The organism is Muricauda sp. SCSIO 64092 (assembly GCF_023016285.1).
Classification (GTDB): Bacteria; Bacteroidota; Bacteroidia; order Flavobacteriales; family Flavobacteriaceae; genus Croceivirga.
In genome coordinates, this window is the sequence record NZ_CP095413.1 from 2,281,892 (window position 1) to 2,296,071 (window position 14,180).

Consider the following 14,180-nt stretch of genomic DNA (forward strand, 5'->3'; position numbering starts at 1 on the left):
CTTGGTTAACTTTGTACAAATTCCTATTTGATGCAATCCAAGAAACCCAGTGATTCCCGTACCGTCATGACCGATATGGTGCTCCCCAGCGAAACCAACCCCTTAAATAACCTTTTTGGGGGTGAACTCCTGGCCCGAATGGATCGAGCGGCAAGTATTTCTGCAAGAAGGCACAGCCGAAGGATTACCGTAACCGCCTCCGTGAACCATGTCGCCTTTAACCGTTCCGTCCCCTTGGGTAGTGTGGTCACCGTAGAAGCAACGATTTCCAGGGCATTTAGAACCTCCATGGAGGTTTATATCGACGTTTGGATGGAAGACCGAATCAGTGGAGAACGGGTAAAGGCCAATGAAGCCATTTATACTTTTGTGGCGGTGGACGAAACAGGTTCCCCTACCGAGGTTCCCCACCTGGAACCAGAAACGGAATTGGAAAAGGAACGTTATGCCGGCGCCCTACGAAGGAAACAGTTAAGTCTGGTATTGGCAGGTAAAATGAAGCCTTCCGATGCCACAGAACTAAGGGCATTGTTTATGGGGAACTCCTAAAAGTCAAAATTATCCGGGTCCGGACCAAAACGTTGACCACGGTGCATGGCGTCCAATAGCGCTACATCGGTTTCGGACAGTTCAAAATCAAAGATATCGGCGTTGGCAATAATCCGTTCTTTTTTCGAGGATTTTGGAATGGTAACGACCCCCTTTTGCAGATCCCACCGCAACACGATCTGGGCAATGGACTTATTGTATTTTCCAGCCAGTTGTTGAAATTCCTCCATACCAAAGATCTTCCCTTGCATCATGGGCGACCACGCTTCGTACTGAATGGTATTTTTATTGCAGAAATCAATCAAATCCTGTTGTACCAAAAAAGGATGGAACTCCATTTGATTCACCATTGGGACAACGGAAGCCTCGGTAAGCAGGTCTTCCAGATGGTGTTGCAAAAAATTGCTTACCCCAATAGCGCGAATCCGGCCTTCGGCATACAATTTTTCCAGTGCTTTCCAGGTATCCTTGTATTTCCCGGCAACCGGCCAGTGGACAAGGTAAAGGTCCAAATACTCCATGTCCAATCGTTCCAAACTGGCCTCAAAAGCTTTTAAGGTGGTCTCATAGCCTTGGTCCGTATTCCATACCTTGCTTACCACAAAAAGGTCTTCCCGGGGAACACCACATTGTTTGACCCCTTCCCCAACACCGTCCTCATTTTTGTAAACCGATGCGGTATCAATATGGCGATATCCGGATTCCACGGCCCATTTTATGGCATCGATAACCTCTTGGCCATCCTTGGACAGATACACCCCTAAGCCAAAATAGGGCATTTTAACCCCATTGTTCAACGTAAACGTTCCCTGTAAATCGGTAATTTCCTTCATTGTTTTATAATTGATAAATCCATTCTTCAGGATTTAATTTTTTGGTATTTTGATAGAGATAGAACTTCAATTTGGTGAGGCCACTGGTCTTATTGGTATACACCTCCCCTATTTCTTCCTTGGCCACTACCTTATCCCCACTCTGAACATAGGCATTGGCCAGATTATAATAGGTTGAAATGTAATTCCCATGCCGAATGAAAATTGCTTTTTGTCCAGTTCGGGTGGTTTTTACATCAATGACCTCCCCATCAAATACCGCCCTGGCCTTTTCGCCTTTGTTGGTCGTAATCGTAACCCCGTTGTTCTGGTGTTTGATTCCTGGATAGATCTTGTCCGCATAGACCCCAAAACCCTGACTTTTTATCCCTTTCTCCACAGGCCAGATCAACTTTCCCTTATTGGCGGAAAAATTGGAGGCCAATAGTTTTGCCTCAGGTGTAAGGGAAAAGGTCCGGGAACCCGACTTCCCCGTTTTTTTGTTGGAACTGGCAATGGCAGTTCGAATCAGTTTTTCTATCTCCTGGTCTATTCTTCTGGCTTCTTTGCGTTTTGCTTGAATGGCCTGGGTGTATCGGCTCTCATTGGCCCTAATGGTCTTCAAAAGTTCCTTTTGGGAGTTGATTTCCCTGGATAGCTGGCTTTTGACCTTCCTGTTTTCCGCCAATAGCTGATTTTTGACTTTTCGTTGTTCCACCAAATCCTTGTTCAATACCGTTAACTCTGCTGTTTTGGCCTGAATTTCCTCCCCTTGCTGTTTTCTGAAAGCCGTGTATTGTTTTATGTATTTTAATCGTTTGAACGCTTGGAAAAAATTGTTCGATGAGAGCAAAAACATCAATCGGTTTTGGCCGGACCGTTGTTGGTAAGAACTCACGATCAGTTTTGCATAATCCTCTTTTAGAAGCTCCAAATCTTGCCGAAGCTTGGAAATTTTACGGACGTTGGCATTGATTTGACGGTTGAGCAAATTGGATTGCCTGTTGGTCACCCTAATCAGTTCCTGTCTTATATTGATCCGCTGGTCCAGGGCTTCCATCTGCTCAAGAACGTTTCCTCTTTCTGCCTTTTCCTCAGAAAGTAAGCGATTCATTTCCTGGATTTCCCTTTGAATCCTTGCCCGCTTCTCCTCAAGTGCTTTTTGCTCACTGCTCTGGGCCGTGAGGGCAACTCCCCAGAACAATAAAATGCACAAGGAAAAATACTGATATGTTCGCTTTGCCAACACGCTATTTCGCCGCCAATTCTTTAAAGCCCTTTGGTATCCTGTAGGGAAAATTCAACCTACGGTCAAACTCAATATTTCTAAAATCCAAATCAATGGTACGCAAACCATCTTCATTGACCGCCTCGATCGTAACCCTACTTGGGGCCACCCTGGCGTCTATGTTTTGGTAGGCATAATCCAATTTTAAAAACCTATCTTTTTCAGGTTGTGAGATCTGTTGAAGTTTGGTCCTAAAATGTTGTGGTTCCAGGGAAAAGAGAATTTTAAAAAGTTCCTTCTGGACCTTCGGCCTTAAAATATAGCTATCCCCTTCCGTTAAGGACACGTACTTTTCGCTCCTCAAATCCAATACAGTATTACCAATGAGTACATTCTGCACTTTTCCATAATCCATTTCGTATCCCAGTAGATCACTTAAAAAGGTAAAATCCCCATCAAAATATTCCCCTTCCAATTTGTTATAAAAGGAAACCCTTTCCGGAGTGATGTAAGCCTTGAACATGCCCAAAGGTGCACTGACCCAAATGGCTTCATCTTTTTTTATCCGTAGACTAACAGTGATGCCCTGGTTGGTGCTCCCTTCTTCGTAATCAATTTTAACCTTACCGCTCAAGGTCTCAAAATCCAAGGAATTGGAGTAGTGGTTCTGAATGATTTTTTTTGTTGAGATGGAGGTATCGACCTCTCCCTCCAAAACCGCCTTTTTGGTTTTACAAGAAGTTAAAAAAATCCCCAATAGTGCGATAACCAGAACAGGGATACTTATGTGGGAACGGTACCATTTCATTAAAAACCGGGTTTTACCTTACTAAGGTATAGATTTGCCTTAGAAGTATTTCCAATTGCTTTATGGGCCAAGGCCAACTCTTTGTAAAAATCATTGGCCAGCAGGTCATTATCAAAAAGATATTCCAGGCCTTCCTCCAAGACGCCCACTGCTTGTAGGTGGCGCTCCATCCTGTTCAATGCCAGACCCTGGAAGTAATAAAACTCCGGTTGCAGGGGATAGGTTTCCAACGCTTCCCTGGCCTTGGCTTCCAAATCCGAGTGATCGGTACCGGAGGCCATCGATTTCAACGCGTTTCGAAAACGTTCCAGTTCGCTGTCCAGGGTTCTTTCCGGAGATGGGGTGTTCTTTGTGACGATCCGTTCCGTACTCTTTTGGGCCTTGTTGAGCGAATCCTCTATTTTTTGGGCCAAGAGGGAAAGTTCCTGGTTCATTTCCAAACTACCCAGTACCTGTTTGGCGTCCTTGTATTTCCTGTTCTGAAAATAGATTTTGACCAGATTGGTCTTGAGCTCCCTATTTGTATACGGAATGGTATTTTCCAGGTTTTGAAATGGGACACCCTGTTTCTCGGCGATCTTGTATAGATTGAACAAAAACCAAAAGTTCCCCGGCTCCGAAATCAATGCTTCCACCGCATATTGCTGGGCCGGGATATATTTTTTATCCAGAAAATAGGTCTTTGCCAGCTCGTGCTCCACTGCAGTACTGTTGGCGTCCAATTGCTTACATTCCAAGAGCAGGTTAATGGCACGGTCATAGTTTTGGATACTTTTTTGCTTTAGGGCTTCAAAGAATTTTTCTTGAAACTCATCGGTATATTCTTCCAAAAACACCTCGGCGCTTTCTTCTTCGGGAATAACTTTTGGGGAATTTTGGGCAAGGGCAGCCTGTATTGCGAGTAGCTGCAATACCATTAAAACCCGGAAAACTTTTTCTCTCCACATAATTCCCTTGCCTCCCCTGGAACACCTTCAAAATCCGTGCCCAAGGATAATGGGTTCCTAAAATCTACTCCAGGACCGAATAATCCCCTATGCTAACGGTCTCAAAATTACCATCATAGTATACATGGCTCCCAATCATGGCATTATCCAAATTAGCATTTTTAATAACACTGTTGCGTTGGATTAGGCTATTTTTAACGGTTGCATTTTCCACAACCGTATTTGCCCCGATGGAAACATAAGGACCAACCGTGCTATCTTTTATGACGACGTTTTCCCCAATAAAACAGGGTGCAACAATATTGGCATTTGTTTTTTGTACGGAATCCGCCAGCAGTTGTTCCCCATCCTTTTCCAAAAAGGCCAACATGCGCTGATTGGTTTCGACCGTTACATTTTTGTTGCCACAATCCATCCATTCGTCCACGTTTCCGGTCACAAATATCTTGCCCTTGGCCATCATACGTTTAATCCCATCATTGATTTGATATTCCCCACCATTGATGATATTGTTTTCCAAAACGAACTGTAATTCGTCCCGTAACACCCCAACGTCCTTAAAGTAATAAATGCCTATTACCGCCTGATTACTCACAAACTCGGTTGGTTTTTCCACCAACTCCACAATTTGATTTTGCTCATTTAGGTTCACTACTCCAAAAGCTTCCGGATTATCCACCTTTTTGGTCCAAATGACACTATCCGCTTCCTTGTCCAGGTTAAAATCGGCACGAATTAAAGTATCTGCGTAAGCAATTACCGCCGGGCCGGACAACGAAGGTTCGGCGCACATAATGGCATGTCCTGTTCCTTTAGGGTCCAATTGCCTGTATATACTGGCTTTCGCCCCCAATTCCTGGGCCAGCTTTTCCAAGCTTTGTACAACATCCTCGCCAAAAAAGGCGGGGTCTCCCAAAATAAAGGCAATTTCTTCAATAGGCTCTCCCAATACCTTGGCTATATCGCTTACCAAACGATGTACGATGGGCTTTCCGGCCACGGGAATAAGCGGTTTTGGTACGGTTAGGGTATGTGGGCGCAATCTTGAGCCCCGACCAGCCATGGGGACGATTATCTTCATATTATTGCCTGCGAAAGCAGGTATCTCTTAGTTAAACTTTATTTTCTTAATCTATTATAGTTCCGTTTCCAATTCATGCTCAAATCTGACCAATTGGGGTTCATTTCTTCAATCAATTCAATTTTCCAAGAACGTTTCCATTTCTTAAACTGCCGCTCCCTTACTATTGCCTTATCCCCTTGTTCATATTCCTCAAAATAGACAAGTTTGTCACAGTTATACCGCGACGTAAATGATTTTGGGTACTTTTTGAGTTTGTGTTCTTTAACCCGCTCATCAATAGTATCGGTTACTCCAATGTAGATTGTCCCATTTGGTCTATTGGTCATGATATAGACATACCAAAGTTTCATTTTTTCTTATAAGGAGATTCCTGCCTTCGCAGGAATTCTTATTTCCTTCCCGTACTTCCAAAACCACCGGCTCCCCTGGAAGTTTCGGACAGTTCCCCGACTTCGATCCATTCTGCCCTTTCATGTTTGGCAATCACCAATTGGGCGACCCGCTCCCCATCTTCGACCCTAAAATCATCATTGGAAAGATTGGCCAATATCACCCCTATTTCACCTCGATAATCTGCATCAATGGTGCCCGGGGAGTTTAATACGGTTATGCCCTTTTTAGCCGCCAATCCACTGCGAGGGCGGACCTGGGCTTCATATCCAACGGGAAGCTCGATAAAAAGACCTGTCTTTATAATGGCCCTCTCCAAAGGTTTCAACGTTAGGGGTTCCGAAATATTGGCTCTTAAGTCCATTCCCCCGGAAGCATTGGTCTCATAGCGGGGCAATGGGTGTTTTGACTTGTTAATAATGTTAACCTTCACGTCTTAAAAATATGGTTCTCAGTTTATCTCCTTCCAATTTGTAAATCAGCCCCAAAAATAGCAAAAGGAGCAGGCTTCCCACTACTATATTTCGGTTAAAAACATAAAAGGACAATACGGAAAAGAGAATGGAAAACCCTCCATAGAACACGATTTTACGCATATTATACGGAATGGGATAATATTTTTTACCAAAATAATAGGATAACCCCATCATACTGGCATAAGCGACAAGTGTTGCCAAGGCGGATGCCATATATCCCATTTTAGGGATAAACACAAAGTTGATGACAAGGGTAAGCAGGGCGCCAACTGAGGATATATAGGCCCCAAACCTGGTTCGATCCGTGATTTTATACCATACGGAAAGGTTGTGATAAATGCCCAAACAAAAACTGGCAAGAACAATAATCGGGACAATGGGCATGGCTTCCCAATAGGCTTCGTCCCGAACAAACAATACCTTTAGGATATCTGCAAAAACGACAACGGACAACAATATAATACTCCCTAAGATCACAAAATAATTGGTAATCTGTGCATATGCTTTTTGAGGCGCCTCGCTTTTTGAATGGCTGAAGAAAAAAGGTTCGATCCCCATTCGGAACGCCGTTCCAAATAGGGTCATGAACAAGGCCAGGCGATAACAGGCCGAATATTTTCCCACTTCACTTTTGGCCGTGTTTTCCGGAAGTAGCTGTTCCAATAAAATCCGGTCAAACACTTCATTAATGGTAAATGCAATACCTGCAAGCAGTACCGGGGCCGCATATTTCAGCATTCGCTTCCACAGACCCTTATCAAAAATATAGGTGGTCTTAAAATAACGTGGCAACATGAGAAGCAAAGTGACCCCACTGGCGACCATCATCGCTATAAAAATGTAGGCAATCTCATAATCTTCAACATAAAGTTTGCTCAATAGTGCTTCCGGGTCTTTTGAAAAAATCGCGGGAAGCCCCAGTAAAAAGAAAATGTTCAACCCAAGGTTGATCGTCACATTCAATATCTTGACTATGGCATATTGCATTGGCTTCTCATTGGCCCTGAGCCAGGCAAAGGGTATAATGACCAGGGCATCCAAAGCCAATATGAGTATGGCAAAGCGTATATACTTTGGTTCAATGGCCATAGCTTGTGAAATGGCGTCCAACGCTAAAAAACCAATCAGTACAAAAAGAAGTGTTGTTGCCGCAATCGATAGAATGGAGGTGGAAACCACGGTTTCCTTGGAAACTTCCCCGTTATAGAACCTAAAAAAAGTGGTTTCCATTCCATAGGCCAACACCACGTTGAAGATGGCGAACCAAGCAAAGATCACCGAAACCTCCCCATAGCCGGCAGTAGCCAAAATACCCGTATACAAGGGCAATAGTAAAAAGGAAAGCATTCTGGGCAATACGGTTGCCAATCCGTAGATAAAGGTTTGTTTGAATAACTTTTTAAGTGGGCCCAAATACAACTATCTTAAAACAAACCCCGAAGGGATGCTTCGGGGGTATATATGCATAAAATTAGTAATATTATCCACTACTTGTAAATCAAGGATTCTTCTCCGCTACACCTTCAATCTTTACATATTTCAGTGTTTCACCTTCCATATAGCTCAATACACATTGATCTGCGTCCAATACAAAAGGAAATTCCTTTTTAGGCTGTGGCGGTCGGTTACCTATTTCCTTTTTTGGATCCGCATGCATTATGATATCCGGTTTTTCGATTTTTTGTTCGCTGAAATTGGCCTTCGCTACCCAGCCCGTTTCCAGGCTTTCCAAGTCAATATCCGCTATTTTCCCTCTAAAAAAGGCCTGTTTGAGTTGTGCTCCGTTTAAATCCTCACTCAATATGGGGATTTCGAGTAACAGACCGGACCCCGCTTCTTCCTCACTTCCCGTCCATGGTTGACAGGTGGCCGGACCCATTTCAAAAGGGGCCTTATCCGGCAGTTTTTTTTGGGATGAGCATCCAGAGATGGAAAATCCCAGGACCAATAGTATATAAGGTATCATCTTCATAGCGTTTACATTATAGTGTTGTAAAGATATGAAACCAAAATTAGTGCCAAACCTGAAAATCCACTGGCGCCATAAGTGTATTTATTGCTATATTACTGTTCAAAGATTGTAATCCATGACCTTCCATTTAAAAGCCTTGCGGGTTCTTGTTTTTGTATTTCTGATGGTTTCCTGTGGACAACGACAGAAAACCCAAAAATCCGTCCCTGAAAGACCCAATATCCTGTTCATTATGTCGGATGACCATGCCTATCAGGCCATTAGCGCCTATCAAAACCACTTGATCCAGACCCCAAATATTGATCGTATTGCCAAAGGGGGCATCACTTTCCATAACGCCTCTGTTACCAATTCCATTTGCGCACCTTCAAGGGCGACCATCTTAACGGGCAAACACACGCATATTAATGGAAAAACGGATAATTCCCGTCCCTTTGATACCACTCAGGTCACTTTTCCAAAACTTTTTCAGGACGCCGGCTACCAAACGGCCATGTTTGGGAAATTACATTTTGGCAATAACCCTAAAGGCGTGGATGACTTTATGATCCTTCCAGGACAGGGAAATTATATCAACCCGGACTTTATAACCAAAAATGGGGATACCGTTAGAATAGAAGGTTATGTTACCGATGTCATCACGGATTTAACCTTGGATTGGCTGGATACCAAAAGGGACACCACAAAACCTTTCTTAATGATGTACCTGCACAAGGCACCGCATCGTCCGTGGTGGCCCAGACCGGATAAGTTTCAGGAATTCATAAACAAGGAGTTTCCGGAACCTGAGACGTTATTTGATGATTATGCATCCCGGGGAACGGCGGCCAAAACGGCCGAGATGAACTTGCTTCGCCATATGATGTACAGTCATGATAGCAAAATTAGACCTGAACTTGTCCAACGTATGCGGCCAGAACCTCAAATCCCAGAATTTGAAAATAGTTTTCATGGCCCCTATACCGAGCGGGCGACTCCGGAACAAAAAGCACTTTACGAGCCCATTCTCGATATCATCAACGCGGATTTCGAGGAAAATTGGCCAAAAATGGACGACACCCAGAAAATGCGCTGGAAGTACCAACGCTATATGCAGGACTATCTTGCCTGTATTTCCTCTGTTGACGATAATGTAGGTCGTGTCCTGGATTATTTGGATGAAAACCACCTATCCGAAAATACCTTGGTGGTATATACTTCGGACCAAGGATTTTATTTGGGGGAACATGGCTGGTTCGACAAGCGGTTTATTTATAATGAATCCTTTGGAACGCCCTTATTGATACGTTGGCCCAATACCATAAAACCGGGCATTACCAATGAGGAGATGGTCCAGAACCTGGATTTTGCCCAGACCCTGCTCGAGGCCGCCCAAATTGAAGCGCCCAATGACATGCAGGGCGAAAGTTTAATGCCCTTACTAACATCCAATGAGACCGAATGGAACCGTGATGCGGTGTACTATCACTATTATGAGTATCCCGCGGTCCATCAGGTAAAGCGGCACTATGGTATTGTGACCAAGGCTTACAAATTGGCCCATTTTTATTATGATGTTGATGAATGGGAACTCTACGACAGACTAAATGACCCCAACGAATTGCACAACCTCTACGAGAATCCGCAATATGCCGATGTGGTCGCAAACCTGAAATTGAAACTGGAGGAATTGCGGGAGCGCTATGGGGATTCCGATGAACTCAACCAAAAGTATATCGACATTCATCTGAAAAACAGTATGGATCCTGCTTCAAAGGAAAACAAATAGGCTTAACTATGGACTTTGCAATTCCTTAAGTGTTTCCATTTCCTTACGGACCTGGACAAAGATGAACCCCCCAAGTACCACCAATAAAACCAGGGAAGAGACTATGATGTAATTGTAAAAGCCTTTTGACAGGCTTTCTTTGAAGTCCGGGAGTAAGGTCCAAAACGCAAAGCAATACACAAGAATCAATAGGGGTGTCAATATGGTATGTACCCCTACCCTTTTCCTGTAATACCCGATAAGCCTGGCTTTAAAACTTTCAATGTCCAAGGTCATCGATAGGTTTTTCAACGTTCTCAAACTAAAAAATTCAACAAGCACTCTAACCAATAAAACAACGATCATGGCGCCCAAAGCCAAAGCCACGCTTTGGTGTTCCATTGCCTTGATGTAAAAAAAGAAAGCCACTAAAACGACTACCGTACTTAATAGGACCACATTGGCAATCTTCTGTTTTCTGGCCACTTGGCCAATTTTGTCCTTCACGCCCTTGAAACTTGCTTTGGAAGGCTTTGGGATGGGTTGTTCCTTCCAGTTTTGTTTTATGTTGTCAAAATCATCCATGATGTACACATTTTGAAAGTTGGGTTTTAATGCGATGTATCCTCGTTCGTATCGCCGTATGGTTCATTCCCATAACAGCGGCTATTTCTTTTTGGGCAAGCCCTTCCAATTCCATTAAAATGATGGCTTTATTTGTGGCCGAAAGGGTATTGATGCACCTATACATTTCCTTGAATTGCATTTCCTTATGTTCGGCAGACCCTTCATCCTCGATGGTGGTATCGGATTCCATTTCCATTTTTAGGGCGTAAGGTTTCTTCTTTCTAAGGCCCATTAAACAGGTATTCACGGCAATTCGATAAATCCAGGTTGAGACATGGCTGTCATTGCGAAATTCACTCAGGCTGTTCCAAACCTTCACAAATACCTCCTGGACCAAATCCTTGGCCATATCCTCATCGCCCGAAACATACCCAAGACATAGTCGCATCACCTGGTCATAATTGGCATGGTAGAGCTGCTCAAATTCTTGGTCGGTTTTATTCATTGTTGGTCAAGACAGCAATAAGTTGTTCCACTAACCACTTTGGTTTATCGTACATAATAAAATGGGCCGAGCCCTCCGCAAACCTAAGGTCATAATCGGCCAGGTTTTTGTACTGTTCTTCATAGGTCTTTTTGACCATTTCCTTTCCAAAGGGATGTGTGGCGGCAAAAATGGTCACCGGTATTTGGATGGCACTCACTGCTTTGCGCAAATCCACTTTTAGGTAATCCGTATACCCATAGACATATGTTTTTCTATCCGCCTTGAGCATCCAATCAACGATTTGGTCCTGCTTTTCCTGATGCAGTGTCATTCCAGATGCCATTTGCGTTGCCATTGCCCTAAAATCCCCTTCACCCATAGTAAGGACCCGATTGTTATATGGGCTATCATATACCATATGTTCACTTTTGTAATTCGGGATCATTAAGGCGCCCGTTGCCGTTAAGGCGTCAACAATGATAAGCTTTTCAAAAACATTTTCCTTTGTCGCCAACGAAAGGGCCAAGGTTCCTCCCAGGCTGTGACCTATGGGAATGGCATTTTCCAGGTTATTGGATTTTATATAATCCAAAACGGCCTCCTCTACTTTGGGATACCATGGGAATGCTACGGGCGGCACATCCCCGAAGCCGGCAAAGGTGTACACATGGCATTCGTATTTTTTTGAAAGCTCGGTTACTATTTCGTCCCATACTTCATCTGTACAGGCAAAGCCCGGGAAGAAAAGTAATGGTTCCCCAGCACCTTTAACCTGTACTTCGAATGCTTGATTTTGGGCAGGTGCTGTTATGGAGACAACCATGAACAATAGTAAAAGGACAAGGGTCTTTGAATTTTTCATTTTTAAGAATTTTGAATCGTTTTCCCTTTAGATTCAAAACGCCAAAAATGTTACATCAAACTTTGGAAATAATGGTTAAAATCCTTGGAGGGGCTACGCTACTGCTATTCTTTTCATTGCCACAGTGGCCAAAACAAAAGCAATGAACAATAATGCCGATGCCAGTGCAAAGGAAGCCCCGGGGAAGTACAATTTGGTTTCTGGGCGTATGAAGTAGTAAAACACCGGTGAAAATAGCAACTGCCCCAGAATAGCGGTAATGCTGACCAAGCCCGTAATCGATCCCTGGAGGATTCCTTGTTCCTTTACCGATACCTGATTGGAAATAATGCCCTGTACCGTTGGCCCAGCTACCCCTCCAAGGGCATAGGGAATCAAAAATGCATAGAGCATCCAAGGTTCACTGGCCTGGGAAAATAAAAACATCCCGAGGGTCCACAATAGAAATCCAAAGGTGACCACATTACGTTTCCCAAACCACCCAATGGCCTTACCGATCAGGAATCCCTGGACAAAGGCAACCAAAAGTCCTACCACAACCAGGGAAAGACCTATCTGTTTGGGATTCCAATCAAAACTTTCGATACAAAAGTACGACCACACGGATGGCAACGCCTGCCCTGCCAGGTTGGCCAGGAAAAATGCAGCGATCAACAACAAAACCCCTTTATAGTTCTTTAGGGCAACCAAGGATACGCCGGGTACCATCTTTAAAACATTGATCGGTCTTCGGTTTTCCTTACTCAAAGACTCGGGAACCACGAACCATCCGAACAGAAAATTTGCAAATGTCAGTCCGGCTGCAATGTAAAACGGCAATCGAATATCGATATCACCAAAATATCCTCCAATACCAGGGCCAATAATAAAGCCCAGGCCAAAGGCCGCACCAATAAGTCCAAAGTTTTTGGCTTTTTCCTCCATGGTACTGATATCTGCAATATAAGCTGATGCGACCGTAAAACTCGCTCCCGTAATCCCGGCCAGAAAACGACCAATGAACAGCCAGAGGATGGTTGGTGCCCAAGCATGGATCAAGTAATCGATACTCAGTCCCAAAAGGGAAAGCAGTAGGATCGGTTTACGGCCATACCAATCGGAAATCTCGCCCAAAACCGGGGAAAACAGGAATTGCATTCCTGCAAAGGCCGTTGTTAACCACATGCCATAGATAACCGCCATATGATTGCCCTCTCCGGTTAATTGCATGATAAACTCCGGAATAATGGGCAGGATGATGCCAATACCTATGACATCCACTAAAATTGTGATGAAAATAAAAAGTAAGGCCGTCTTTTTTGATTTCATGCAAAATGAAAGCCCCACAAGGAGGTGGGGCTTAGTTATGTTTTGGAATGGTTATTTCCGTTTCTATTTTAGTCGTTCAATGCTTCGGCGCCACCAACAATCTCCAATATTTCACCTGTAATTGCGGCCTGCCTTGCTTTGTTGTAGGTCAATGTTAATTGGTCCTTAAGCTCCCCGGCATTATCGGTTGCCTTATGCATTGCCGTCATACGGGCCCCATGCTCACTTGCAAAGGAATCCCGAATGGCTTTATACAATTGGGTTTTCAGTGATTTTGGAATCAACTGCTCCACAATTCCCGCTTTATCCGGCTCAAAGATATAATCGGCACTGGCGTTTACATCCCCTTCAACGGGAACAATGGGTAAAAACTGCTCCGTAGTTACGATTTGGGTCGCTGCGTTTTTAAATCGGTTGTAGACCAGTTCTATCCGGTCATACTCCCCTGTGGTAAAACGTTGCATTAAATCTTCCGCTATTACGGTGACATTCTCAAATGTCAGCTTGTCAAAGATGCTGCTCTGATTGGAAATGATATTGAATTTCTTTCCCAGAATATCATTTCCTTTTTTACCAATGGTAATATAATCTACCTGTTTGCCGCCGTATTTCCCATGATAAAGGGAAACGGATTCCTTGATGATATTTGAATTGAAGGCCCCACAAAGTCCACGGTTGGAGGTAATGGAAACCACAAGCACTTTCTTGACCTCACGATTATCCGTGTACTTGGCCCCAACATCCCCATCCAGGCTACCACTAAGGTTTTGCAATAGCTCGGTCAACTTATTGGCGTAAGGACGCATTGCCGTTATGGCATCTTGGGCCTTTTTCAACTTGGCAGCGGAAACCATTTTCATGGCACTCGTTATCTGCATGGTCGACTTTACCGATGCAATCCTATTACGTATTTCTTTTAAGTTTGCCATTCCTTTCTTCAGTT

General features: G+C 43.9%; 16 protein-coding genes. 2 read left to right on the plus strand and 14 right to left on the minus strand.

The genetic code is table 11. The features are described from left to right. Positions 1-30 precede the first annotated feature (30 nt). Entirely contained in the window at positions 31-549 is a 519-nt protein-coding gene (locus L0P88_RS09535; protein WP_247134358.1) for an acyl-CoA thioesterase, read from the plus strand. On the opposite strand, the gene L0P88_RS09540 is transcribed toward L0P88_RS09535, so the two are convergent. The 9 genes from L0P88_RS09540 to L0P88_RS09580 all read right to left on the minus strand — a co-directional run bounded on the left by L0P88_RS09540 (position 546) and on the right by L0P88_RS09580 (position 8,260). Continuing rightward, positions 546-1,382: an aldo/keto reductase gene (locus L0P88_RS09540; RefSeq protein WP_247134359.1), complete on the minus strand. Its 837-nt coding sequence runs from the start codon at positions 1,380-1,382 to the stop codon at positions 546-548. The genes L0P88_RS09535 and L0P88_RS09540 overlap by 4 nt on opposite strands. Positions 1,383-1,386: 4 nt before the next feature. Beyond that, positions 1,387-2,607, minus strand: coding sequence for a murein hydrolase activator EnvC family protein (locus L0P88_RS09545; RefSeq protein ID WP_247134360.1), 1,221 nt, complete (start codon positions 2,605-2,607; stop codon positions 1,387-1,389). 4 nt (positions 2,608-2,611) lie between these two features. Continuing rightward, positions 2,612-3,397, minus strand: a complete 786-nt coding sequence (locus tag L0P88_RS09550; RefSeq protein ID WP_247134361.1) for a DUF4292 domain-containing protein — start codon at positions 3,395-3,397, stop codon at positions 2,612-2,614. Next, entirely contained in the window at positions 3,397-4,344 is a 948-nt protein-coding gene (locus L0P88_RS09555) for a tetratricopeptide repeat protein (protein WP_247134362.1), read from the minus strand. Before L0P88_RS09555 ends, L0P88_RS09550 begins: the two co-directional genes overlap by 1 nt. 64 nt (positions 4,345-4,408) lie before the next feature. Further along, positions 4,409-5,425, minus strand: a complete 1,017-nt coding sequence (locus L0P88_RS09560; RefSeq protein ID WP_247134363.1) for a sugar phosphate nucleotidyltransferase — start codon at positions 5,423-5,425, stop codon at positions 4,409-4,411. Positions 5,426-5,463: 38 nt separating this feature from the next. Next, positions 5,464-5,778 carry a GIY-YIG nuclease family protein gene (locus L0P88_RS09565; RefSeq protein ID WP_247134364.1) on the minus strand — a complete coding sequence of 105 codons (315 nt, stop codon included), beginning with the start codon at positions 5,776-5,778 and terminating at the stop codon, positions 5,464-5,466. Between the two features lie 38 nt (positions 5,779-5,816). Further along, the gene (gene dut / locus L0P88_RS09570) at positions 5,817-6,251 is read right to left on the minus strand and encodes a dUTP diphosphatase (protein WP_247134365.1); all 435 of its coding nucleotides are present in this window, start codon (positions 6,249-6,251) and stop codon (positions 5,817-5,819) included. Next, positions 6,241-7,707 (minus strand): lipopolysaccharide biosynthesis protein, encoded by a 1,467-nt coding sequence (locus L0P88_RS09575; protein WP_247134366.1) that lies wholly within the window; start codon positions 7,705-7,707, stop codon positions 6,241-6,243. Before L0P88_RS09575 ends, dut begins: the two co-directional genes overlap by 11 nt. A gap of 85 nt (positions 7,708-7,792) precedes the next feature. Next, on the minus strand, positions 7,793-8,260 hold the full coding sequence (locus L0P88_RS09580; RefSeq protein WP_247134367.1) for a hypothetical protein: 468 nt from the start codon (positions 8,258-8,260) through the stop codon (positions 7,793-7,795). Between the two features lie 121 nt (positions 8,261-8,381). On the opposite strand from L0P88_RS09580, the gene L0P88_RS09585 reads away from it, so the two are divergent. Further along, positions 8,382-10,034, plus strand: coding sequence for a sulfatase (locus tag L0P88_RS09585; protein ID WP_247134368.1), 1,653 nt, complete (start codon positions 8,382-8,384; stop codon positions 10,032-10,034). Positions 10,035-10,040: 6 nt separating this feature from the next. Here the strand turns inward: L0P88_RS09585 and L0P88_RS09590 are convergent, their stop codons facing one another. From L0P88_RS09590 to atpG, 5 genes are all read right to left on the minus strand, one after another. Continuing rightward, positions 10,041-10,598, minus strand: a complete 558-nt coding sequence (locus tag L0P88_RS09590; RefSeq protein ID WP_247134369.1) for a hypothetical protein — start codon at positions 10,596-10,598, stop codon at positions 10,041-10,043. Continuing rightward, a complete protein-coding gene (locus L0P88_RS09595) occupies positions 10,591-11,085 on the minus strand; it encodes an RNA polymerase sigma factor (RefSeq protein WP_247134370.1) in 495 nt (164 codons plus the stop codon). Before L0P88_RS09595 ends, L0P88_RS09590 begins: the two co-directional genes overlap by 8 nt. After that, positions 11,078-11,929, minus strand: coding sequence for an alpha/beta fold hydrolase (locus L0P88_RS09600; RefSeq protein ID WP_247134371.1), 852 nt, complete (start codon positions 11,927-11,929; stop codon positions 11,078-11,080). The genes L0P88_RS09595 and L0P88_RS09600 overlap by 8 nt, the downstream gene beginning before the upstream one ends. A gap of 93 nt (positions 11,930-12,022) precedes the next feature. Continuing rightward, positions 12,023-13,237 (minus strand): MFS transporter, encoded by a 1,215-nt coding sequence (locus L0P88_RS09605; protein ID WP_247134372.1) that lies wholly within the window; start codon positions 13,235-13,237, stop codon positions 12,023-12,025. Between the two features lie 68 nt (positions 13,238-13,305). After that, positions 13,306-14,166 (minus strand): ATP synthase F1 subunit gamma, encoded by an 861-nt coding sequence (gene atpG, locus L0P88_RS09610; protein ID WP_247134373.1) that lies wholly within the window; start codon positions 14,164-14,166, stop codon positions 13,306-13,308. Between the last annotated feature and the right edge of the window lie 14 nt (positions 14,167-14,180).